This is a genomic window from Pseudomonas tohonis (genome assembly GCF_012767755.2).
GTDB classification, from domain to species: Bacteria; Pseudomonadota; Gammaproteobacteria; order Pseudomonadales; family Pseudomonadaceae; genus Metapseudomonas; species Metapseudomonas tohonis.
Genome location: NZ_AP023189.1, coordinates 3,530,133 through 3,552,544, shown reverse-complemented (window position 1 = coordinate 3,552,544; position 22,412 = coordinate 3,530,133). Strand labels below are relative to the sequence as shown.

Genomic DNA, 22,412 nt, shown 5'->3' with positions numbered 1-22,412 from the left:
GAATTCGCCCCTACAGGTCCGGGGAGGCGCGGTGCACGGCCGTAGGGTGTGCTGCGCGCACCTGGGAAGGCGGCGCGCGCATCGATGTGAGGCCCGGGCATCGATGGCGGGGCGGCGGGTAGGTCGGGTGAAACACGGTGTGTGGTGTGGCGTCGATCGCGAATGAATTCGCTCCCACACGGGCGGCTGCCGCCAGCACCGATTCGATGCGGGGGCCGAGCAGCCGTTCCTCGCTGTGCTCCGGGATGACGCCGGTCATGCACCGTGCTCCCGCAGCCCCTCCCGCTCGGCCACCGAGGTGGCGTCGTGGCACCAGACCTCCAGCAGCAGGTCGGGCTCTTCGTGGCGCAGCAGGCGCGGCATGCCCAGGCCCCGGGCCAGGCGTTCGTGGACCTGGTCGCCGGTCAGCGGGCAGCCGTCGATCTCCGGCCGCCAATGGCAGGCGAGCAGGGTGCCGCTGCGGTTCAGCGATTCCAGGCAATGCGCGATGAGGCGGTCGAGGTCGTCGGCGTCGAGGTAATAGCACAGCTCGCTGAGGATGATCAGGTCGAAGCGCCCGCCCGGCCACTGCTGCGGCAGGCGCGCCTGCAAAAGGCGCACGTTGGGCTTGTTGGCCAGGCGCTGGGCGGCCAGCTCCACGGCGCGCGCCGAGGTGTCGCAGCACAGCAGGTCGTGGCAGCGGTCGGCCAGGCGCAGGCTCAGCTCGCCGCTGCTGCAGCCGGGCTCGAAGACCCTGTCGTAGAAGCCGCGGGGCAGGGCGGCGAGCACCAGGCTGCGCTTGCGCTTCTCGTACCAGCGGCGGCGGAAGGCCCAGGGGTCGCGGCTGTCGTGGTAGAGCTTGTCGAAGTAGGTGTCGGCCACGCTCATAGGAAGAACAGCTCGAAGGGCTGTTGCAGGCGTTCCAGGCTGGCGCTGCCGAGCGCCGGCGGGCCACCACCGGGGTCGGCGTACAGCTGGCTGGCGAAGGCCTGCACGGCGTGGCGCTTGCGGGCCAGGGTCCAGATGTCGAGTTCGACTTTGCGCGCACGCTCCCAGGGGATGCGCGGGTCTTCCGGGCTCGCCCAGTGCCAGGCCCGGATAGGCACCTCGTGGACCAGCGCGCCGATCTCGCTGCCGACTTCGAGGGCGGCCAGCCCCACCGCCTCATGGTCGTCGTGGCCGTCCTCGCGCCAGGGGGTGAAGACCACGTCGGAGGGCTGCAGGTAGGTGGCGAGGAAGCGCTTGAGCTCGCCCAGGTGGCGCCCGACGCCGGTGTCGGGGAAGCCGCCGCGCAGCCACTTCAGCTCCGCCACCGGGATGCCCAGGCGATGCAGCGCCTCGGCGCTTTCCTGGGGGCGCACGATGCCGAGGCGGTGCGCGGTCCAGTAGCGCGAGCCGGGGTGGCTGGCGCTGCCGTCGGTGACCGAGATCAGCAGCACCTGGCGGTGCAGCTGGAACAGCAGCTGCAGCAGGCCGCCGCAGCCGAGCACCTCGTCGCCCGGGTGCGGTGCGACGATCACCGCGCGGGCTTCCGGCGGTACCAGGCGCTCGCAGCGGATGGTCGGCACCAGGCTCAGGTGCTGCGAGGCGTTCCAGGCCTGCAGCGGCGTGCCGTCGCCGTGGATGAGGTGGGCTCTCATGGCATCCAGCTCCCCTGTGCGGCCGAGGTGGCGAGGCGACCGGGTCCGGGCGTGTCGGCGCCCCGGCGCGGGTACTCCGCCAGGTCGCCTTCCAGGCGGTCGGCGGAGCAGGCCGGGGCGCCGCCCATCAGCCGTCCTCCCGTTGCAGTTCGAAGAGCAGCAGCGAGCGGTTGGTGAGGGTGAACTCCGTGTCGAACTCGAAGCGCTCCAGGGAACGGTCGTCGGGGCGGTTGGTGTCCAGCAGCAGCGTCCAGGCGGTGCCCTGGGCCACTTCCGGCAGGCGGAAGTTGACCACGTCGTGGTGGGCGTTGAGCAGCAGCAGGAGGGTGGCGTCGGCGCCGCTGCGGCGGATGCCGGTGGGTTGCGCGCGGCCGTCCATGAGCATGCCCAGGCAGCGGGCGTTGCCGTCCTGCCATTGCTCCTCGGTCATCTCGTTGCCGCAGGGCGACAGCCAGGTGACGTCCTTGACCCCGAGTTCCTCGTTGTACTCGCCCACCAGGAAGCGGCCGCGCCGCAGGATCGGGTAGGCGCGGCGCAGGCTGATCAGCCGCCGGGTGAAGTCCAGCAGGCTGCGGCCCTCGTCGTCGAGTTCCCAGTCGATCCAGCCCAGCTCGTTGTCCTGGCAGTAGACGTTGTTGTTGCCCTGCTGGGTGCGGCTGAACTCGTCGCCCGCCACCAGCATCGGCGTGCCCTGGGAGAGCAGCAGCGTGGCCATCATGTTGCGCATCTGGCGCAGGCGCAGCTCGCGGATGTCCGGGTCGTCGGTGGGGCCTTCGACGCCGTGGTTCCAGGAATAGTTGTTGTCGCTGCCGTCGCGGTTGCCTTCGTCGTTGGCTTCGTTGTGCTTGTGGTCGTAGCTGACCACGTCGCGCAGGGTGAAGCCGTCGTGGGCGGTGACGAAGTTGACCGAGGCGTAGGGTCGGCGGCCGCGCTGGTTGAACAGATCGCCCGAGGCGGTGAGGCGGCTGGCGAGGCCGGCGATCTGGCCGTTGTCGCCGCGCCAGAAGGCCCGCACGGTGTCGCGGAAGCGGTCGTTCCACTCCACCCAGCCGGGCGGGAAGCCGCCCACCTGGTAGCCGCCCGGGCCGCAGTCCCAGGGCTCGGCGATCAGCTTGAGCTTGCTCAGCACCGGGTCCTGGCGGCAGGCGACGAGGAAGCCGTGGCGCTCGTCGAAACCGTGGGCATGGCGACCGAGGATGGTGGCGAGGTCGAAGCGGAAGCCGTCGACGCGCATCTCGGTGGCCCAGTAGCGCAGCGAGTCGGTGACCATCTGCAGCACGCAGGGGTGGCTGAGATCGAGGGTGTTGCCGGTGCCCGAGTCGTTGATGTAGTGGCGACGGTTGTCGGGCAGCAGGCGGTAGTAGGTGGCGTTGTCGATGCCGCGCATGCACAGGGTCGGGCCCAGTTCGTTGCCCTCGGCGGTGTGGTTGTAGACCACGTCGAGGATCAGCTCCAGGCCGGCGTCGTGCAGGTGCGCGACCATTTCCTTGAACTCGTTGATGTGGCCGCTGGCGAGGTAGGCCGCGTGGGGCGCGAAGAAGGCCAGGCTGTTGTAGCCCCAGTAGTTGTTCATGCCCTTTTCCAGCAGGTGCTGGTCGTTGACGAAGCCGTGGACCGGCAGCAGCTCGATGGTGGTGATGCCCAGGGAGCGGATGTGCTGCAACAGCTCGGCGTTCATCAGCCCGGCGCAGGTTCCGCGCAGGTGCTTGGGCACGGCGGGGTGGCGCATGCTGGTGCCGCGCAGGTGGGCCTCGTAGATCACCGTGGCGTCCCAGGGCACGCGCACCGCCTTCTGCTCGGGCCAGGTGAAGGCGGGGTCGATGACCTTGGACTTGGGCACGAAGGGCGCGCTGTCGCGCTCGTCGAAGGACAGGTCGCCGTCCTTGTGGCCGATGGTGTAGCCGAACAGCGCCTCGGACCAGCGCAGCCCGCCCATCAGCTGGCGGGCATAGGGGTCGACCAGCAGCTTGTTGTGGTTGAAGCGGTGGCCGGCGTCGGGCTCGTAGGGGCCGTGCACGCGGTAGCCGTAGATCTGCCCGGGGTGGGCGTCGGGCAGGTAGCCGTGCCAGATCTCGTCGGTGTATTCGGGCAGTTCGATACGCTCCAGTTCACGCTCGCCCTTGGCGTCGAACAGGCAGAGCTCCACCTTGGTGGCATGGGCGGAAAACAGCGCGAAGTTGACCCCCAGGCCGTCCCAGGTGGCGCCCAGGGGAAAGGGGTGGCCTTCGGTTATCCGTGAGCGTTGCCTGCTCATTGGTGCTTCTCCTCAAACGACTCGGTTGGGCTCAGGCTTTCGGCGCCTTGGGCGTGGCCTTGGTGGCGCGCGGCTTCTTCAGCAGCGCGGGTTTTTCTTCGGCGGGGGCCTTGGCGGCACGTGGCTTGCGCGGGGCCGGCTGGGCGACGAGGGCCTCGGCGGGCGGGCTGGCCGGTACTTCCTTGGGCTTGCTGACCCGGCGCGGCTTGGGCGCCGGCGGGCGCTCGCCGCGGGTTTCCGACTCGGCGAGCTTGCGCGCCATTTCCCAGTGGCGGGCTTCCTGGCCCGTGGGTTTGCCCTCCGATTCCCAGATCTGGTAGGCGAATTCGCGGATGCGCTGTTCTTCTGCACTCATGGCTGTGGCTCCTGGTGAGGTCTGAAACACAAGAGGTTGACGGGGAAGTCCGCCAGCGCCTGCGCCAGAGCGATGCGCCCATCGACGGGGTGCAGCGGCGCGCTGGAGAACACGCCGGTGAGCGTGCTGTCGGCAATGGCGGTGGGCAGCACCACGCGGGTGTCGCCCCAGCGTGCTGGCGGGATGTGTGGGGTGACGGCCTCGTCCAGCAGCTCGCTGGCCAGGCGCGGCACCAGCACCACCAGATAGTCGCCACCCTGGCTGCGGGCGAAGGCCAGCACCTGCTCGGCGTGATCGCCCTCCACCTGCAGCGGCTGGTAGTCGCCCCGGGCGAACAGGTCGGCGCGGGCATAACGCACCGAGAGCACGGTCGTGATCAGCCATTGCTTGATGCGGCCGTCGCGCCAGTGCTCGATCAGCTGGCGCTGGTCGGCCGGTTCGGTGAGGGCGTCGATGCGGCGGGCGAAGTCCACTTCGCGGCGGTTGTCCGGGTCCACCAGGCTGAAGTCCCAGAATTCGGTGCCCTGGTAGAGGTCGGGGATGCCGGGCGTGGTCATGCGCAGCAGGCACTGGGCGAGTCCGTTGAGGGCGCCGGCGGGGGCGATGGCGTTGGCGGCGGCGGCGATGTCGATGCGCAGCTCGCGGGCGGTGTCGCGCGCCAGCAGGTCGTGCAGGAAGGTGCGGCAGGCCACTTCATAGGCGGCGTTGGGGGCACTCCAGCTGCTTTGCAGCTTGGCCTCGCGCAGGGCCTTTTCCTGCCAGCGCAGCAGGCGCTCCAGGTAGGCCTCCAGGGCGTGGCGGTCGTCGGCGTCGAGGTCCAGCGGCCAGCTGCCGAGCAGGCACTGGTAGAGCATCAGCTCGTCCGCCGCGCTGGGGGCGCCGTCGCTGTCCAGCACCGCGCGCAGGGGCGCTGCCAGGCGCCGCCAGTGCTCGCAGCGGGCGGCGAACCAGGCGGAGCGCTCGCTGAGCACGGCCAGGCGCGCGCGGTTGTCCTCGCCGCGCTTGTGGTCGTGGGTGGCGGTGGTCAGCAGGTTGCCGGGGAAGTGCTGCGAGCGCGCCAGGCACTGGGCGTGGAACTCGGCGACCGAGCCGCTGAACTGCTGCGGGTCGAAGCCCACGTCGTTGCGCGAGAGCAGCACCGCCGAGCGGTAGCAGGCGGTGTCTTCCACGGCCTTGGCGGCGGCCGGGGAGGTGAGTTGCTGGAAGCGCGCCAGGACCTTGCGCCGCTGCTTGCGCTGCGGGCCGGGCGGCACCTCGCGCAGGGGCTGGCCGCCGAGCCAGCGGTCCAGGTGCTGCAACAGCGGCTGGTCGGCCTCGCCCAGGGTGCTGCGGGCACTGGCCAGGGCCTGCTCGAAGACGCGGCGATCCTGCTCGGAGCGGCCGCAGGCACCGGCATAGGTGCGGTACACCGGGAAATGCACGATGAGTTCCAGCAGTGCGCGGCGGATGGCGCCCAGGGTCAGGTCGCGGGTGGCGATGTCTTCGCGCGCCACCAGCAGCAGGCCCTGGGCGAGGTTTTCCAGATCCCCCGCCAGGGAGCTGGTGAGCACCAGCTGGCGTGCCTCGAGCACCTCGTCCTGGAAGCGCCCGGAGCGGCCGCTGAGGGTGCTCCACAGGGCGTTGAGCTGCAGCTCGCCCAGGGGGGAGTGCTGCAGCAGGGACACCTGGTTCATGAATTCGTAGCCGGTGGTGCCGTCCACGCCCCAGTCGTCGGCCAGGCGTTCGCCCTGGCCGAGGATCTTCTCGACGTAGATCGGGAAGTGCTGGCCGAGCAGGGCGCGTGGACGCGTGGCGAGCAGCCCCTCGACCCGGCGGCGCAGGCGCCGGCAATAGCCGCGCGGGTCGGCCAGGCCATCCACGTGGTCGATGCGCAGGCCGTCCACCAGGCCCGCCGCGATCAGCTCGAAGACCTTGGCGTGGGTGGCCTCGAACACCTCGGGCCGCTCGACGCGCAGGCCGCCCAGTTCGTTGATGTCGAAGAAGCGCCGCCAGTTGATGTCGTCGGCGGCGGTGCGCCAGCTGGCCAGGCGGTAGTGCTGGCGCTCGAGCAGTTGGTGCAGGCGCTCCAGGCCTTCCGGGGTGTCGGCGTGGTAATGCTCCAGGGCGCGGGCCATGGGCACGTCGTCCGGGGTGGCCTCGGCCAGCTGGCGGCGCAGCTCCCGGGCCTGTTGCCAGGCATCGGGCTGCCCGTCCAGGGCCTCGAAGCGCGCCGCGAGGTCCGCCAGCGACGGCTCGCAGCTGGCCCGCAGCAGTTCGCCGTAGCTGGGCGGGGTGAGGGGGAAGCGATGGTCGAAGTGCTGGGCGTAGAGGCTGCCGTCCTCGGCGTCGTAGCGCAGGGCGATCTCGCCGGCTGCCAGCACCTCGCCGTAGTCGCTGCGCAGGAAGGGCACCAGCAGCTGGCCGCGCAGCAGCGGGTCGTGGGAGCGCCACTGGATGTCGAAGAACTGCGCGTAGGGGCTGCTCCGGCCCCATTCGAGCACGTCGAGCCACCAGGGGTTGTCGTCACCGCCCACCGCCATGTGGTTGGAGACGATGTCGAGGATCAGCCCCATGCGCTGCTCGCGCAGGGCGGCGACCAGGCGCTTGAGCGCCGCCTCGCCCCCCAGCTCGGGGTTGACCCGGGTGGGGTCGACCACGTCGTAGCCGTGCACCGAGCCCTTGCGCGCGGTGAGCAGCGGCGAGGCGTAGACATGGCTGATGCCCAGCCGGGCGAAGTAGTGCACCAGGGGCACGGCGTCGTCCAGGGTGAAGCCCCGGTGGAACTGCAGGCGCAGGGTGGCGCGGACTTCATTCATGGCCTTGGCCCTCCAGCTGGCGGCGTGCGTCGTCGAGGCGTTGCAGGCGGCGGCTGGCACCCGGGCCGTCGAGCATGCTGGCGGCCGGTTCGCTCCAGCGCCGCCGCCAATTGGGGTGCTGGTCGCCGGGGCCGGGCAGGTTGGGCTGCTCCTCGCTGCCCATCACGTCTTCCAGGGGCAGCAGCACCAGGGGCGCGGGGGTGCGGCCGACGAAGCCGATGCAGGCCTCCAGCTGCGCCTCGCTGTCGCTGTCCGGGCCGTGGCCCGGGTCGCTGGCGTAGAGCGCCGTGGTCAGCGCCAGCTTCTCCCGCGCGCGGGCCTCGCGGTCGCCGTGGCTGTGCTCGGCGCTGCGCTGGCCGGTGACCTCGCGCCACTCGATGTCGCGCCCCAGGAGCCAGCCGCGCATGCTCGGCAGGTCGTGGGTGGTGGTGGTGGCGAGGGCGTCGCGGGGCCAGCTGTGGGGCGGCAGGAAGCGGCCGTCGGCCTGCTCGAACTGCAGCACGCGCATGCCGAGGATCATCCGCTGCGCCAATTCTTCACGCAGGCCGGCGGGCACGGTGCCGAGGTCTTCGCCGATGACCAGGGCGCGGTGGCGGAAGGACTCCAGCGACAGCAGGCGCAGCAGGTCCTGCAGCGGGTAGTTGAGGTAGGCGCCGGCTTCCGGCGGGGCGCCCTGGGGCAGCACCCAGAGGCGCTTGAGGCCCATGACGTGGTCGATGCGGATGCCGCCGGCGTGGGCCAGGTTGGCCTGCAGCATTTCGATGAAGGCGCGGTAGCCGTGGCGTTGCAGGCCTTCGGGGGAGAAGGCCGAGACCCCCCAGCTCTGCCCGGAACGGTTGAGGATGTCCGGCGGTGCGCCGACCGTCACCGAGGTCAGCAGTTCGGCCTGGCGGGCCCAGGCCTGGCTGCCGGCACCGTCGGCGCCGACGGCGAGGTCGGCGATCAGGCCGATCTTCATCCCCGCGCCACGGGCAGCGCTCTGCACGCGGTCCAGGCCCCGGGCGATCAGCCACTGGCAGAAGGCGTGGAAGGTGACTTCCTGCTCGTGCTCGGCGGCGAAGCGCAGCACCGCCTCGTGCTGGGGATCGCGGTACTGCTCCGGCCAGACGCGCCAGTCGGTGGGCAGGCCGCTGCGGCTCATGAAGCCGTGCAGGGCCTCGAAGCGGCAGTGCTGCAGCAAGGCGTCGCCGCCGTGCTCGCGGAAGCTGGCGAAGTCGGCGCTGAAGGCGTTCTCCGGGCCGCTGAAGCCGTCGAACAGCGCACGCAGGATGGCCTGGCGGCTGCTGGCCACGGCGGGCCAGTCGATCAGCGGCTGGGCTTCCAGGCGCGCCAGTTCGGCACCCAGGCCGCAGGCGGCGATCGCCTGCTGCATGGCGCGCTCGCCGAGGATGCAGCCGGGGGCGGCGTGCAGCACGTTGAACAGCAGGCGGCTGGAGGGCGAGTAGGGGCTGTAGGTGTGGCTGTTGGCGCTGAACATGGCGTGCACCGGGCTCAGGGCGATGGCGTCGGCGCCCTTGGCGGCGGCGCTGCGGGCCAGCTCCTCCAGCGCCTGGGTGTCGCCCAGCCCGCCGTCGCCGGGGCGGCGCAGGGAATACAGCTGCGCGGTGAGCCCCCAGATGTGCCGGCGCTGGTGGTCGCAGAGCTGGGCCACGCTCTGGCAGGCCGGCGGGGCCACGGCCAGGGTCAGCGCCTGGTCGCCGATCAGCAGGCGCTGGTAGCCGCAGGCGGCGATGGCGGGCAGGCGGCCTTCGTGGTCGAGCCGGGCGTCGACCCGGGCGCCGTCTTCGAGCTGCAGCTGGAAGGGCGTGCCGGCGGCGAAATGCCGGGCCAGCGACAGCGGCTGGCCCTGGTCCAGCGTCAGCAGGGGGGCGAGGGCGGCGCTGCTTCGCTGCTGGTCGATGTGGGCGAGGCTGGCGTGGATCTGCTGCTCGCTCTGCGCGGGGTAGCCCAAAGCTTCGAGCAACGCGCGCTGGGCCTCGGGGGCCACCTGCTGCGGGCGGCCGTCGGCGTCGGTCCAGTGGATGCTGAGGCCGGCGGCACCGGCCAGGTCGGCCAACAGGGCGTCGCTCATGCGCTGTCCTCCAGGGTCACGGCGACGCTGCGCGGCGCCAGCAGGCCCTGGCGGTAGTCGTCCAGGTCCATGCGGTTGGAGAAGATCACCCGCGCGCCGTCGTGCGGCAGCGGCGCACGTACCGGGGCGGAGGCGAGGTTGAGGTCGATGCGCAGCAGGCTGCCGTCACCCAGGCGCCAGCTGGCCGATACGGCCTTTTCCTCCAGCACCCGGGTGCCGATGGCCTGGCTGCCGGGCAGGCGTGGCACCAGTTGCGCGTGGCGCAGCTCCAGCAGGCGCCGGTAGTAGACGCGCCAGGCTTGCTGGCCGGGCTCGGTGCAGGTGGCGCAGTCGGGGATGGAGCCGGTGAAGGTGCCCAGGGCGTTGGGGTCGGGAATGCTGCGGCGGATCTGCTCGTCGGCGAACACCGCGAATTCGCGGAACTCGTTGCGCCGCCCGTCGCGCACCGCGCGGCCCAGCTCCTCGTTGTGTGAGGTGAAGAACAGGAAGGGTTGGCGCGAGCCCCATTCCTCGCCCATGAACAGCAGCGGGATCATCGGGCTGAGCAACAGCAGGGCGGTGGCGGCCTTGAGTTCGTCCGGCTCGGCCAGGCTGGCCAGACGCTCGCCGAAGGCACGGTTGCCGACCTGGTCGTGGTTCTGCAGGAACAGTACGAAGGCGGTCGGCGGCAGGTGCGCGCTGGATTGCCCGCGCAGGTGGCCGCGCCGGGTGGACTCGCCCTGGTAGACGAAGCCCTCGCCGAGGCAGCGCGCCAGCTTGCTGGTGGTCTCCGTGGCGAAGTCGGCGTAGTAGCCCTCGCGTTCGCCGGTGAGCAGGGCATGCAACACGTTATGGCCGTCGTCGTTCCACTGGGCGTCGTAGCCCTTTTCCAGCAGGTCGACGTCGTTGTCCTCGTTCTCCAGCACCAGGTGCAGGTGGCGGCCCTTGCCGGCGGCGGCGCGCAGGCGGCCGGCCATCTCCACCAGGAAGTCCTTCTCGGTGATGGCGTGCACGGCGTCGAAGCGCAGGCCGTCGACGCGGTAGTCCAGCACCCACATCAGGGCGTTCTCGCAGAAGAAGTCGCGCACCTGCACCTGGCGGAAGTCGATGGCCGGGCCCCAGGGGGTCTTGCGCTCGCGGTTGAAGAAGGCCCCGGCGTACTGGCCGAGGTAGTTGCCGTCGGGGCCGAAGTGGTTGTAGACGACGTCGATGAACACCATCAGGCCCAGGCCGTGGGCACTGTCGATGAGCCGCTTGAGCGCCTCGGGCGGGCCGTAGGAGCTGTCCGGGGCGAAGGGCAGCACGCCGTCGTAGCCCCAGTTGCGTGCACCGGGGAATTCCCCCAGGGGCATCAGCTCGATGGCGGTGACGCCCAGCTCCTTGAGCCCGGGCAGCAGCGCCTCGACGCGGTCGAAGCCGCCGAGCAGGCCGACGTGCAGTTCGTAGATCACCGCCTCGTGCCAGGGGCGGCCCCGCCAGTCGGCGTGGCGCCAGCGGTAGGCCTTGGGGTCGACCACCCGGCTGAAGCCGTGGGGGCCGTCCTCCTGGGCCCGCGAGGCCGGGTCGGGCACGCGCAGGTGCCCGTCGATCAGGTAGCGGTAGACGGTGCCGGCGCCCAGGGGCAGGCGGCTGCAGTACCAGCCTTCTCCGTGGGCGCGCAGCGGGTGGCGGCTGCCGTCGGCCAGTTCCACCTCGACGGAGCCGGCATCCGGCGCCCAGAGGGCGAAGCGTGTGGTGCCGTCTTCCTCGAGCAGCGCTCCATGGCTGCGCGTAAGGGGAAACATCAAGCCTGACCCCCTGCCTGCAGCGTCATCGAGCCGGCCTTGAGCAGCCGTTTGTAGAGGCGGTCGTAGGGCTTGACCGACTGGTGCCAGTAGAGCGGCGAGGCCATGGCCTGGCAGCGCATGGCATTGAGCAGCTCGGGGTGGCGGTAGACGTTGAGCGCACGCTGCACGGCATCCAGGTAGCTGGCGGCATCGGCCTCGCGGAACAGGAAGCCGGTGACGCCATCCTCGATGGTGTCGGCCAGGCCGCCGGTGCGCCGGGCGATGGGCAGCGAGCCGAAGCGCTGGGCGTACATCTGGCTCAGGCCGCAGGGCTCGAAGCGCGAAGGCATCAGCAGGAAGTCGCTGCCGGCGAACATGCGCCGGGCATCGGTCTCGTTGAAGCCGACGTGCACGCCGATGCGGCGCGGATGGCGCTGGGCGAGGTCCTGCATGGCCGACTCCAGGGCCGGCTCGCCACGGCCGATGATGGCCATGCGGCCGCCGCCGGCGACGATGGCGTCGGCGATCTCCAGGGTCAGGTCGATGCCTTTCTGCTGCACCAGGCGCGAGACCACGGCGAACAGGGGGCCGTCGCCCGGCTCCAGGTCGAAGAGCTTCTCCACGTACTCGCGGTTCTCGCGCTTGCCCTGCCACAGCTGGGCGCTGAAGCTGGCCACCAGGTGCTCGTCGGTGCGCGGGTCCCAGCTCTCGTCGATGCCGTTGGTGATGCCGCTGAGCTGGCCCTGGTCGACACGGTGCTTGAGCATGCCTTCCAGGCCGCAGCCGAAGTCCTCGGTGGTGATCTCGTGGGCGTAGTTCTCGCTCACGGTGGTCACGTGGCTGGCGTGGGCGATGCCGGCCTTGAGGAAGGACAGCTTGCCGTAGAACTCCATGCTTTCGTGGCTGCAGGCTTCCGGCGGCAGGCCGAGTTCGGGGCTGCACTGCGGGTCGATCAGGCCCTGGTAGGCGAGGTTGTGGATGGTGAACACGCTGGGCGTGGTCTGCCCGCGCCAGGCCATGTACGCAGGGGCGAGCCCGGCGGGCCAGTCGTTGGCGTGGATCAGCTCCGGGCACCAGCTGAGGCAGGCGGTGCCGGCAGCCAGCTCGGCGGCGGCCAGGCCCAGGCGGGCGAAGCGGATGTGGTTGTCCGGCCAGTCGCGGCCCTCGGCGTCGCCATAGGGCGTGCCTTCGCGCTCGTAGAGCTCGGGGCAGATGATGACGTAGACGATCAGGCCGTCCTTGAGATCCATGCGGCCGATGCGGCAGGCGGGCAGGGCGGCATGCCCCGGCACCCGGCCGATCACGCGGATCGGGTTGCCGCTCTCCAGCACCTGCCGGTAGCCGGGGATGAGAACGCGAACGTCATGTCGGGAAGCCAGGGCCCTGGGCAGTGCAGCGGAAACGTCCCCCAGGCCGCCGACCTTGACCAGGTCGGCGAACTCCGAGGTGACGAACAGAATTCTTTTCTTGTTGGCGTGCAGGCTTTCAACATGCAGCTGGGGGCGATTGGTCACGGAACTCAAACCCCCGAGCTGAGCGCTCGCTACAGCATTTCCCATATCATCCTCCGCTATCCAAAATCCCTGAATAGGGGGATGCAGTCTCACCGTCCGTGCGCGGGTCATCGTTCCTGCACCGCCTGTCGAGCCGGTGCCAGATGGAAAGATGAGTTTGGAAACCCAGCACAGACGTCACATCCCCACATAAGCCTTGACTGGGCGCGGAGCGGAGAAGTTTCGACTATTTTTCCCTCCGCCCGGCTATCGGGGAACGTTGCCGATGAGGGTTGTCGGCAGCCAAGCGCCAGGGCGCGCCCCCGGTTTCCACCGGCTCCTCGTTCGAGCGAATTCACGCTGTAGTGGAACCAACGAGAAGGTTCAAGGACCGTGCTTTCGGGGGCATTCTGGGTGCTTGGCAGGCCCGCCGCATGGGTTTCGCTTCGCTCTACGCCATCCTACGGAAGCCATGCGCACCGAGCGTGATGCGCACACCGATGAAGATTCCGGCGAAGAGGTTGGAGCAGCGGAAACGCCCCTCCAGGAGGCCGAACGCAGTCGTTGCGCCGGGGGACGAGCGGCATGGATGCCGCGAGAGGCGCCCCAGGCCATGGATGGCCCATCGCGCCGGCCCCCAGAGCGACGACGGAGTGAGGGCACCCGACGCAGTCGGGCCGGATGATGGGGCAAGCCCTTTTGGTTTCTTTTGGGGCGACTGCCAAAAGAAACTCGCCCGGGGGGCGAAACCAGAAACATCAGCAAAACTCGGCAATCGGCTCGGCCAGAACCTCCAGCAACACTCGCGATACTTTTGTAGGGCGGTGCTCCCGGCGAGCCCCAGGTGCGCGCAGCACACCCCTACGTCTGGAGTGAGCGGCGGCTGCGAGCGCGCCCGTCGCCTGTGCCGGTGGATAGTGGGAACTCGGCCGCTCCGGCGCCTCCCTAAGCCTCTACACAGGCACAGACATATTCCCCGGAGGCCGTCATGCAGAGCGTCGAGCAGGTTGTGAGTTTCCTCGAGAAGTACCAGCTGTCCCTGGTCACCGCCGAATCCTGCACCGGGGGGATGATGGCGTCCCTGCTGGCGGGGGTGCCCGGTTGCGGTGCGGTGCTGGATCGGGGCTATGTCGCCTATTCGCCCGAGGCCAAGCAGCAATGCCTGGGCGTGGACCCGGGCACCATCGCCCGCTACGGCCTGACCAGCGAAGAGGTGGCGCGGGAGATGGCCCTGGGCGCCCTGGACAACAGCGAAGCCAACGTGGCGCTGGCCAACACCGGGCTGGCCGAGGCCGAAGGCGAGATGGACGGCCTGGTGTGCTTCGCCTGCGCCATGCTGATGGACGGCGAGCCGTGGGTGGTCAGCGAGCACCTGCGCTTCGACGGCGAGCGCAACCAGGTGCGCGAGGCGGCCGCCCGGCATGGCCTGCTGCAATTGCCCTACTACTACGAGCGTCTGCGCCAGGCCGTCGCCGCGAAGCTGCCCATCGAGGCGGCCGGCGGCTGACTCACACCGGCGGCTGGCGCTCGGGCTCGACGATGGGTTCCGGGTGGCGGTCCCGCAGTTCCGGCGCGGCGCTGCGGGACAGTTCGGCGCGCAGCTGCGGCAGGCAGTGCGGGTAGCGGTGGGCGATGAAGTTGATCAGGTTCTCGCGCAGGTAGCAGCGCAGGTCCCAGTTGCGCGAGGAGTCGATGGAGCTGACCAGCACCCGCAGCTGGATGGAGCGCTCGGTGGCGTCCACCAGTTGCAGCACGCTGACGCGCCCGTCCCAGAGTTGCGGGGCTTCCTTGCACAGGCGCTCCAGCTCCTGGCGCAGCGGGTCCAGCGGCATTTCGTAGTCGGCCCAGAGCACCACGGCGCCGGTGATCGAGGAGCTGACCCGCGTCCAGTTCTGGAAGGGGTTCTCGATGAACCACTGCAGCGGCACCACCAGGCGGCGGTCGTCCCAGATGCGCACCACCACGTAGGTGCCGGTGATCTCCTCGATGCGCCCCCATTCGTTCTCGACGATCACCACGTCATCCAGGCGGATGGGCTGGGTGATGGCGATCTGCAGCCCGGCGATCAGGTTGCCCAGCACCGGCTTGGCGGCGAAGCCCACCGCCAGCCCGGCGACCCCGGCCGAGGCCAGCAGGCTGGTGCCGAACTGCCGCGCGGTGGGGAAGGTCATGAGCATGGTGGCGGCGCCGAACAGCAGCACGAAGAAGCTCAGGGTGCGCACCAGCACGCGGGTCTGGGTCTGGATGCGCCGGGCGCGCAGGTTGTCGCTGATGTCCACGGGGTTGTGCAGCAGGATCACCTGCTGCACCGCGTCCACCGCGCGCAGGCCGAGCCAGGTGAAGGTGCCGATGATGGCCATCGAGGTGAGCTGGCGCAGCGGGCCGATGAACAGCAGGTCGTCGTCCGCGGCGCTCCACACCGTCTGCAGGCCCAGCAGCGGCAGCAGGAGGTAGAGCGGCCGGCGCACCCGTTGCAGCAGCTCGCGCAGGAACAGCACCGGCTTGGCCAGGCGGACCAGCACGCGCATGACCCCGCGAGCGACCAGGCTGAGGCCCAGCATCACCACCAGGGCCGTGAGCAGGACCCTGAGTTCGGGCAGCGGCAGGTACGGTAGCCAGTTTTCGAGCATGGGGAACCTCCGGGATCGCGATGACCCTGTTAGTGACCCGGTGCCTGGCGATGGGTTCGGATGGATTGCCCTGGCCGTTGCAGGTTGGCGCCGAGCGCAGCGAGGCCCAACGGAGCGGGGCTCGGCTCTGTTGCCTTGGGCTTCGTGCCTCCGCCCAACCTACGGCGCACATAAATCTCCTGAACCGCCGCGCCAGGGCGGGGCCGAAGTAGATGAGCCCCCTGGATGGAGATGCCCATGAATGCCGAGATCCAAGCCTGTGCCGAAGCCTGCCTGGTGTGCGCCAGCGAATGCGCGCAGTGCGTCACCGAGAGTCGCCTGGACGAGTCCGGCGAGGACCTGGGGCGTTGCATCGAGTTGAGCCGCGAATGCGCCGACAGCTGCCTGCTGATGCAGGAGCTGGTGGAGCGGCAAAGCGCCCAGGTGATCGGATTCGGCCTGTTCTGCGCGAGCCTGTGCAGGCTGTGCGCGGCAGAGTGCCAGCGCCACGACCTGGTGCACTGCCAGCGGCTGGCCCAGGTCTGCGAGGAGTGCGCGAGGCAGTGCCAGGGCCTGGCCCTGGCCGCCTGATCAGGGCACGAAGCGCAGCGCGCTGGGGGCGGGGGCGCTGATGCTTTGCACCTGCTCCACCAGCAGGCCGCTCTGCGGATCACGGGCGAATACCGCCACGCTGTCGCTCTTCTGGTTGGCCACCAGCAGGAAGCGCCCGTCCGGCGCGAAGGTGAATTCGCGAGGCTCTTCGCCACCGCTGGCGTGCCGCTGTACTTCGCTGAGGCTGCCGTCGGCGGGGCTCACCGCATAGACCACGATCTGGTTCTCCACCCCACGGCGGGCGACGTAGAGGAAGCGTTCGTCCGGCGACAGGTGGATGGCGCCCAGGCGGCGGTCGCCCTCGGCGTTGGCGCCGGGCGGGTCGAGGTCCACCAGGCCCTGCTGCTCCAGCCTGGCCTCGTCGCGGCCGAGGATGGCGATCTGGTTGGACAGCTCCAGGGTCAGGTAGGCGCGCGTGCCGCTCTTGTCGAACGCGAGGTGGCGCGGGCCGCTGCCCTTGGGCAGGGCGAAGGCGCCGGGCCTGGCGGCCTGCAGCGGCTTTTTCGGTTTTTCCCCGTCGTAGCGATAGGCGTAGACCTTGTCGGCGCCCAGGTCGGTGACGAAGAGGTAGCCGCCGGCCAGCACCGCCGCGTGCAGGTGCGAGGAGCCCTGGCGCTGCGAGCCGCGCCGGGAAAAGCTCTGGCGCACCTGCTGGGCCACGGCGCCCAGGGTGCCGTGGGCCGTGACCGGGATCACCGCGAGGCTGCCTCCGGGCGTGGGCCGGGTGCTGTAGTGGGCGACGAAGAGGAAGCGCCCGTCTTCGCTGAGGCTGGCATGGGTCGGCTCGGCACCCCGGGTCGCGACCTGGCTGAGTGGCGTGAGGCTGCGCTCGGTGCCCCCGCCGATGGCGAAGCTGCTGACCTGGCCGGCCGGGTCACGCCCCTGGGGTGGGTTCTCGTTGGTGGCGAACAGCTGGCTGCCGTCCGCCGAGAGCACCAGCCACGAGGGGTTGGCGCTGGGCAGGGTCTGCAGCGGCCGTTCCGTCAGCCGGCCCTGGGCGCCGTCGAAGGCGAAGCGCTGGATGCCGGGGCAGACCTCGCCGGTACAGCCCACCAGCAGCTGGGTGGTGTCGGCGGGAGGGCGCCCGGCGCATCCGGCGAGCAGGGTCATGGTGCAGAAGAGCAGTGGTACGTTTCGCGGCATCGATCATTCCTTGGGCAGGGCGAAGGCCAGGACATGGTCGCCCTGGCGGGTGTGCAGGGAGCCGTGGCCACCGGCGACGATCAGCACGTACTGGCGACCGTCCTTGCCGGTGTAGCTCATGGGCGTGGCTTGGCCGCCGGCCGGCAGGCGGCCTTCCCAGAGCTGCTCGCCAGTGCGCACGTCATAGGCGCGCAGGTACTGGTCGAGCGTGCCGGCGAGGAAGGCGACGCCACCGCCGGTGATCACGCTGCCACCCAGGCTGGGCACGCCCATGGGCAGCGGGATGGGGATCGGCGAGCTGTCGCGCACCGTGCCGTTCTTGTGTTTCCAGGCGACGTTCATGGTGGTCAGGTCCAGGCCCGCGACGTAGCCCCAGGGCGGCGACTGGCAGGGCAGCCCGAGGGGTGACAGCAGCGGCGAGAGCAGGGCGCCGTAGGGCGCGCCCTTGTTCGGCTGTACGCCTTCGATCTCGCTCTTGCGCGCAGGTTCATCGGCGGCGCTGCCTTCGGGGATCAATTTCGAGGTGAAGGCCATGTAGCTGGGGTTGAGGAAGGCGATCTGGCGCACCGGATCGACGGCGATGCCGCCCCAGTCGAAGACCCCGAAATTGCCCGGATAGACCAGGCTGCCCTGCTCGGAGGGCGGGGTGTAGATGCCCTCGTAGCGCAGCGAGCGGAAGGTGATGCGGCAGAGCATCTGGTCGATCGGCGTGCCGCCCCACATGTCGCGTTCCTGCAGCGGCGGGGGCATCAGGTTGAGGGCCGACATGGGCTGGGTCGGCGCGGTGAAGTCGCCCTTGGCGGCGCCTTGGGGCACGGGGGTTTCCTTCACCGGGACGATGGGCTCGCCGGTGCGCCGGTCGAGCACGTAGAGGCTGCCCTGCTTGGTGGAGGCGATCAGCGCCGGGCGCGGGGCATCGCCGGCCTTCTGCGGCGGCAGGTCGACCAGGGTGGGCTGGCCACCGACGTCCATGTCCCAGAGGTCGTGGTGGGTCATCTGGAAGGTCCAGCGCACCTTGCCGGTGGCGATCTCCAGGGCGGTGACGCCGGCGCTGTATTTCTCCGAGGCGGGGGTACGGCGGCCGCCCCACTGGTCCGGGGTCTGGTTGCCCATGGGCAGGTAGAGCAGGCCGAGCTGCTCGTCCAGGCTCATCACCGACCACATGTTCGGCGAGTTGCGGGTGTAGGTGCGGCCCTCAGCCAGCGGGGCGGTGTCGTCGGGGTTGCCGGCATCCCAGTTCCACACCAGGTGGCCGTCGCGCACGTCGTAGGCGCGGATCACGCCCGAGGGCTCGTCCTCGGAGACGTTGTCGGTGACGTGGCCGCCGATGATCACCAGGTCGCGGCTGACGCCGGGCGGCGAGGTGGAGTAGTAGCCACCCGGGGTGAAGCTGCCGATGCCGCGCGTGAGGTCGATGGAGCCCTTGTCGCCGAACCCCTCGCAGGGCTTGCCGTCATCGGCGTCCAGAGCCATCAGGCGGGTGTCGGCGGTGGGCAGGAACAGGCGCCGCTCGCAGCGCTTGCCGTCGCTGGGGGTGTCTTGCTGGTGGTAGGCGACGCCGCGGCAGGTCATGTGCGCCCAGCCCTTGAAGCTGTCGGCGTGCTGCGTGCTGATCTTCGGGTCGAAGCGCCAGATCTCGCGGCCGCTGTCCGGGTCCAGGGCGATCACCTGGCTGTGCGGGGTGCACACGTAGAGCATGCCGTTGGCCTTGAGCGGGGTGTTCTCGGCGGTGGTCTCCTGCGGGTCGTCGGGGCCGGGCAGGTCGCCCGTGCGGTAGCTCCAGGCCAGCTCCAGCTTGTGGACGTTCTCCGGGGTGATCTGCGCCAGGGGCGAGTAGCGGTCGCCGGCATTGCTGCGCCCGTAGGCCTGCCAGTCGCCTTCGGGCATGGGTGGCTCGCCGGCGGCGGGCGCGGGGTCGGCCCGGCTGATCTCGCCTTCCTGGCGGTGCGGTTCGGTGAACTGGCTGAGCAGCGCCACGGCGCCGGCCAGCAGCACCGCCACCAGCAGCGCGCCACCGTTGGCCGGCGAGGTGCCGCCGGCCAGGCCGCGCCGCGTCCAGGGCAGCAACAGCAGCACGCCCAAGCCGAACCACAGGGCCAGACGCGGGACCAGTTGCCACCAGTCCAGGCCGACTTCCCAGAGGGCCCAGGCGGTGGAGGCGATGAGCATCGCGGCGAACACCAGCAGCGCCGAGCCGAGGCCGTTCCACAGCAGGAAGCCGGTCAGCAGCAGGGCCGCGCCGGCCAGCGGGTAGTACCAGGAGCCACCGACCCAGACCAGGCGGATGCCGCCGATCAGCAGGGCGAGGCCGATCAGCGACAGCAGCAGGGCGAGCAGGCGGGCGAGGGGGGAAGGGCGGGTGCCGAGGGTGGCCATGGGGTCCTCCGGGGTGGGGGCTTCGCGGTTGCGGTCGGGGCTCGGCACACGCGGATGGCGCGACACCGTTGAAGAGATCGAACCCCGGTGCGGGGAATAGTTCAGGGCCACGGGCGCGACGGAGGGCCCGGAGCCGGGGTGGATGGCACTTCGTCATCATTCCGTCATGTGAATCGGGTGAGCTATGCGCCTCTCATCATCCTGCTGGCGTTCGGGCTGGAGGCACGGTCTTGGAAGCGGGCTCACCCGCACGGTCGCTATCGCATCCCGCGTCGCCGCGTCGGCCTGGCCGTCGCGCGGGAAGCGCAGCCGCCCCGACCCACCCAGCGGACTGCCGAGCGCCCCCGCGCCGAGCCCCCGAAAATTTCCTGAACCGACCCCGGCCACGTCCCTCTGAACCTCTGTGACTCCCATTCCCGGTGAGCAAGACCATGAACCAGTTATTCGCAATGCTGCTCGGCCTGTTCGGCGCGGGCGATTCCCAGGCCAACGAACAGCCGGCCGTGCAGCCGCTGCCCGAGCCCATCAGCGTGCAGCAGTGGCAGGCGGCGTTCGATGAGGCGCTGGCGTTGCCGGAAGTCCGTTATTCGTCGTCGGACCAGGTGACCATCATCAAGAACGAGCGCGACGGCTCGGTCTATCTCTTCACCACCCGCAAGCACCCGGCCTACCCGGCGATGATCGAGCGCCGCCTGGTCGAGGGCGATGCGCCGCGCTATTCCAGCTCGGGTCGCTATGCGGGGGACGGCCAGGCCTATGCCGCCTGGCTGGAGAAGTACCACCAGTTCGACAACCGGCCCTACGAGTCGATGAACGTCAGCCAGGGCACCGAGCTGTCCTCGGCGAACTGATGCGCGCGGGGTTCAGGGCTCGGCCTTGAAGGCCGCGCCCCGGCGGGTGAGGGTGATGCCCGTGGCGCTGGCCAGCAGCGGGCCCTGGCCATCGCTCTGCTCGCTGCGCTGCAGCTGGCCGCTGATCAGGCCGAGTTCCTGAAGATCGCGCAGGCCGATCATGATCCGTGCCGGGTCGCCTTCCAGGGTGCTGGCATCACGGGGGGAGTCCTCGCTGAGCTGGGCGAGGAGGGAACGCAGGAGAAGGGTGCGGCTCTGGATATCCATGGGCGGGACTGTAGCGTGATTCGACGCTGATTCTAGAACAGCTCGGCCCGGCGTGGTGTGGCGATTGTCGGACATCCGTCGAATTGGCCGTTGCACAGGGCCGGCGGGGTTCGCTGCATCAAGGTTTTTGGCCAAGCCGATTGCCGAGTTTTGCTGAGGTTTTCTGTTTCGCCTTGCCGGGCTAGTCCCTTTTCCAATCGTTGAAAAGGAACCAAAAAACTTGCCCCTGCATACGGCCCGACTGCGTCGGGTTCCCTCGCTCCATCATCGTTTCAGGGGCACGGCGTAACGGGCCATCCATGGCCCGGTACGCCTCTCGCGACATCCATGTCGCTCAACCCCTGAAACGACGATTGCGCTCGGCCTCCTGAAAGGGGCGTTTGGCGACTGCTCCAACGTCGGTGCTCGATACTTCACATTGATGTGCGCATCACTACCGCGGCTGGCGGCTTCCGTAGGATGGCGTAGAGCGAAGCGAAACCCATGCGGTGGGCGCGACAAGGGGGCATGAATGCCCCGGAAAACACCGTGCTTGAGGCTTCGCATCACCTTCACAAGCGCCAATGCAGGCCGAGCCAATGAAATCGCCCCGGCGCTCGCCCTTGCAGGCTTTCGCACCGGTGGGGCGGCTGACAAATTTTTCACGTCTTCTTGATCTGGCCTTTACGGGCGGTGCGCGAGGGTAGTGGCGAACCTTGCAGGAGCGCGCCATGACGCCCGGACCTCGTATCTCGCTGTTCTTCGCCGGCCTGCTGGCCGTCGCTTCGCTGTGCGTGCCGCTGGCCCAGGGCAACACCCAGGTGCCGGAGCCGGGAGCGCTGCTGTCGCGGCAGGACTGGGCGGTGCCGGTGGACCGGGGCTTCAACCTCTACCGCATGACCCCGCAGCTGTACCGCAGCGCGCTGCCGGATTCCGGCGACCTGCCGCAATTGCAGCGCCTGGGGGTGCGCACGGTGGTGAGCTTCATCAAGGAGGACGACGCAAACTGGCTGGGCGATGCCCAGGTGCAACGGGTGAGCATCCCGCTGCACGCCGACCGGGTCGACGACGTGGACGTGCTGCGTGTGCTCCGTGTGCTGCAGCGGGCCGAGGCGCAGGGCCCGGTGCTGATGCACTGCAAGCACGGCCGCGATCGCACCGGGCTGATGGCGGCCATGTACCGCACCGTGGTGCAGGGCTGGAGCCGTGCCGATGCGTTGGCGGAGATGAAGGCCGGTGGCTTCGGCGACGCGCGGTTGATGGATGACGCCATCGCCTATGTCGAGGGCGCCGATATCGATGGCTTGCGCCAGGCGCTGGCCAGCGGTGCCTGCAGCACCCGGACCCTGGCGGCGTGCCAGGTGGGGCGCTGGTTGCGGGCCACCTTCGGCGCGCAAGCGGATGAGGAGGTGGCGGTGAGCGGGCCCGTGGAAGAGGTGCGCTCCGACTCCTGACGCGCCCGCCGCCTCAGTCGTCCGGGCTGATGATGCCCTTGCGCACCGCGTAGAGGACCAGCCCGGGAACGTCGTGGATGTCCAGGCGCTTCATGATCTGCGCGCGGTGGGCCTCCACCGTCTTCACACTGAGGCCGAGGCCGTCGGCGATGGAGCGGGTCGAGGCGCCACGGCTGATCAGGCGCAGGATTTCCACCTGGCGCTGGGTGAGCCCGGGGTCCTCGCTCCCATGCTGGCGGTTCAGGGCCTGTTCGATCACCGGTTGGGCGATGGCGGAACTGAGGTAGCGCTGGCCCCGGTCGACGGCCTTGAGGGCGAGGGCGAGCTCGACCATGGCGGCGTCCTTGAGCAGGTAGCCGTAGGCGCCTTTCTCCAGGGCGGAGAGGACCACCTCGGCGTCGGTGTGCATCGAGAGCATCAGCACGCGGGCCTCGGGCACGCGCGTACCCAGGCGTTGCAGGGCCTCCAGGCCGTCCACGCCGTGCATGGAGATATCGAGGAGGATGATGTCCGGCTTCAGGCGCTCGGCCATCACGACGGCTTCCTCGCCGTCCTCCGCTTCTCCGACTACTTCGTAACCCTCCAGATCGTTGACCATGGCTCGGACGCCGACACGGATGAGTGCGTGGTCGTCGGCCAGCAACAGGCGACAGGTCATGGGCGCTCCTTGCGCAACGCGTCGTTCATGCATTTCTCCAATTGCAGGCCGCCCTGAAAAAGAGCAGGCCTACAGGTACGGAGTAGCATCCGACACGAAGGTTCGCCCGGGCTTACCGGACGGACGGTAGC

Annotated in this window: 18 protein-coding genes; 4 read left to right on the top strand and 14 right to left on the bottom strand. The window is 69.8% G+C overall.

Translation table 11 applies throughout. From position 1 onward, the window contains the following. Window positions 1-10 precede the first annotated feature (10 nt). The 9 genes from HSX14_RS16250 to glgA form a co-directional block, all read right to left on the bottom strand. Complete coding sequence (locus tag HSX14_RS16250; RefSeq protein ID WP_173179884.1) at window positions 11-259, bottom strand: hypothetical protein; 249 nt, start codon at window positions 257-259, stop codon at window positions 11-13. Further along, complete coding sequence (locus HSX14_RS16245) at window positions 256-867, bottom strand: class I SAM-dependent methyltransferase (protein WP_173179886.1); 612 nt, start codon at window positions 865-867, stop codon at window positions 256-258. The genes HSX14_RS16250 and HSX14_RS16245 overlap by 4 nt, the downstream gene beginning before the upstream one ends. Then, window positions 864-1,619 carry a PIG-L deacetylase family protein gene (locus tag HSX14_RS16240; protein ID WP_173179888.1) on the bottom strand — a complete coding sequence of 252 codons (756 nt, stop codon included), beginning with the start codon at window positions 1,617-1,619 and terminating at the stop codon, window positions 864-866. Before HSX14_RS16240 ends, HSX14_RS16245 begins: the two co-directional genes overlap by 4 nt. A gap of 127 nt (window positions 1,620-1,746) precedes the next feature. Next, window positions 1,747-3,873, bottom strand: coding sequence for a glycogen debranching protein GlgX (gene glgX / locus HSX14_RS16235; RefSeq protein ID WP_173179890.1), 2,127 nt, complete (start codon window positions 3,871-3,873; stop codon window positions 1,747-1,749). A 31-nt stretch (window positions 3,874-3,904) separates the two neighbouring features. Further along, entirely contained in the window at window positions 3,905-4,228 is a 324-nt protein-coding gene (locus HSX14_RS16230; RefSeq protein ID WP_173179892.1) for a DUF2934 domain-containing protein, read from the bottom strand. Next, window positions 4,225-7,023 carry a malto-oligosyltrehalose synthase gene (locus HSX14_RS16225; protein ID WP_173179894.1) on the bottom strand — a complete coding sequence of 933 codons (2,799 nt, stop codon included), beginning with the start codon at window positions 7,021-7,023 and terminating at the stop codon, window positions 4,225-4,227. Before HSX14_RS16225 ends, HSX14_RS16230 begins: the two co-directional genes overlap by 4 nt. Beyond that, entirely contained in the window at window positions 7,016-9,094 is a 2,079-nt protein-coding gene (gene malQ, locus HSX14_RS16220) for a 4-alpha-glucanotransferase (protein ID WP_173179896.1), read from the bottom strand. Before malQ ends, HSX14_RS16225 begins: the two co-directional genes overlap by 8 nt. Then, window positions 9,091-10,857, bottom strand: a complete 1,767-nt coding sequence (gene treZ, locus HSX14_RS16215; RefSeq protein ID WP_173179898.1) for a malto-oligosyltrehalose trehalohydrolase — start codon at window positions 10,855-10,857, stop codon at window positions 9,091-9,093. Before treZ ends, malQ begins: the two co-directional genes overlap by 4 nt. Beyond that, window positions 10,857-12,398 (bottom strand): glycogen synthase GlgA, encoded by a 1,542-nt coding sequence (glgA, locus tag HSX14_RS16210; protein WP_173179900.1) that lies wholly within the window; start codon window positions 12,396-12,398, stop codon window positions 10,857-10,859. The genes treZ and glgA overlap by 1 nt, the downstream gene beginning before the upstream one ends. A gap of 922 nt (window positions 12,399-13,320) precedes the next feature. Here glgA and HSX14_RS16205 point away from each other — a divergent pair. Continuing rightward, window positions 13,321-13,839, top strand: coding sequence for a CinA family protein (locus HSX14_RS16205; RefSeq protein WP_173179957.1), 519 nt, complete (start codon window positions 13,321-13,323; stop codon window positions 13,837-13,839). A gap of 1 nt (window position 13,840) precedes the next feature. On the opposite strand, the gene HSX14_RS16200 is transcribed toward HSX14_RS16205, so the two are convergent. Continuing rightward, entirely contained in the window at window positions 13,841-14,962 is a 1,122-nt protein-coding gene (locus tag HSX14_RS16200; protein WP_173179955.1) for a mechanosensitive ion channel family protein, read from the bottom strand. 237 nt (window positions 14,963-15,199) lie between these two features. On the opposite strand from HSX14_RS16200, the gene HSX14_RS16195 reads away from it, so the two are divergent. Continuing rightward, window positions 15,200-15,532: a four-helix bundle copper-binding protein gene (locus HSX14_RS16195; RefSeq protein ID WP_173179953.1), complete on the top strand. Its 333-nt coding sequence runs from the start codon at window positions 15,200-15,202 to the stop codon at window positions 15,530-15,532. Here HSX14_RS16195 and HSX14_RS16190 read toward each other — a convergent pair whose 3' ends face one another. After that, entirely contained in the window at window positions 15,533-16,696 is a 1,164-nt protein-coding gene (locus HSX14_RS16190) for a lactonase family protein (protein WP_173179951.1), read from the bottom strand. It abuts the gene before it with no gap. A 3-nt stretch (window positions 16,697-16,699) separates the two neighbouring features. Next, a complete protein-coding gene (locus HSX14_RS16185; RefSeq protein WP_173179949.1) occupies window positions 16,700-19,072 on the bottom strand; it encodes a glucose/quinate/shikimate family membrane-bound PQQ-dependent dehydrogenase in 2,373 nt (790 codons plus the stop codon). 431 nt (window positions 19,073-19,503) lie between these two features. Between HSX14_RS16185 and HSX14_RS16180 the strand changes: the two genes are divergently transcribed. After that, window positions 19,504-19,923, top strand: a complete 420-nt coding sequence (locus HSX14_RS16180; RefSeq protein ID WP_173179948.1) for a hypothetical protein — start codon at window positions 19,504-19,506, stop codon at window positions 19,921-19,923. Between the two features lie 12 nt (window positions 19,924-19,935). Here HSX14_RS16180 and HSX14_RS16175 read toward each other — a convergent pair whose 3' ends face one another. Further along, the gene (locus HSX14_RS16175) at window positions 19,936-20,190 is read right to left on the bottom strand and encodes a hypothetical protein (protein ID WP_173179946.1); all 255 of its coding nucleotides are present in this window, start codon (window positions 20,188-20,190) and stop codon (window positions 19,936-19,938) included. Window positions 20,191-20,900: 710 nt separating this feature from the next. Between HSX14_RS16175 and HSX14_RS16170 the strand changes: the two genes are divergently transcribed. Then, window positions 20,901-21,623, top strand: a complete 723-nt coding sequence (locus HSX14_RS16170) for a phosphatase domain-containing protein (protein WP_173179944.1) — start codon at window positions 20,901-20,903, stop codon at window positions 21,621-21,623. 13 nt (window positions 21,624-21,636) lie between these two features. On the opposite strand, the gene HSX14_RS16165 is transcribed toward HSX14_RS16170, so the two are convergent. Further along, on the bottom strand, window positions 21,637-22,281 hold the full coding sequence (locus HSX14_RS16165; protein WP_173179942.1) for a response regulator: 645 nt from the start codon (window positions 22,279-22,281) through the stop codon (window positions 21,637-21,639). Window positions 22,282-22,412 lie beyond the last annotated feature (131 nt).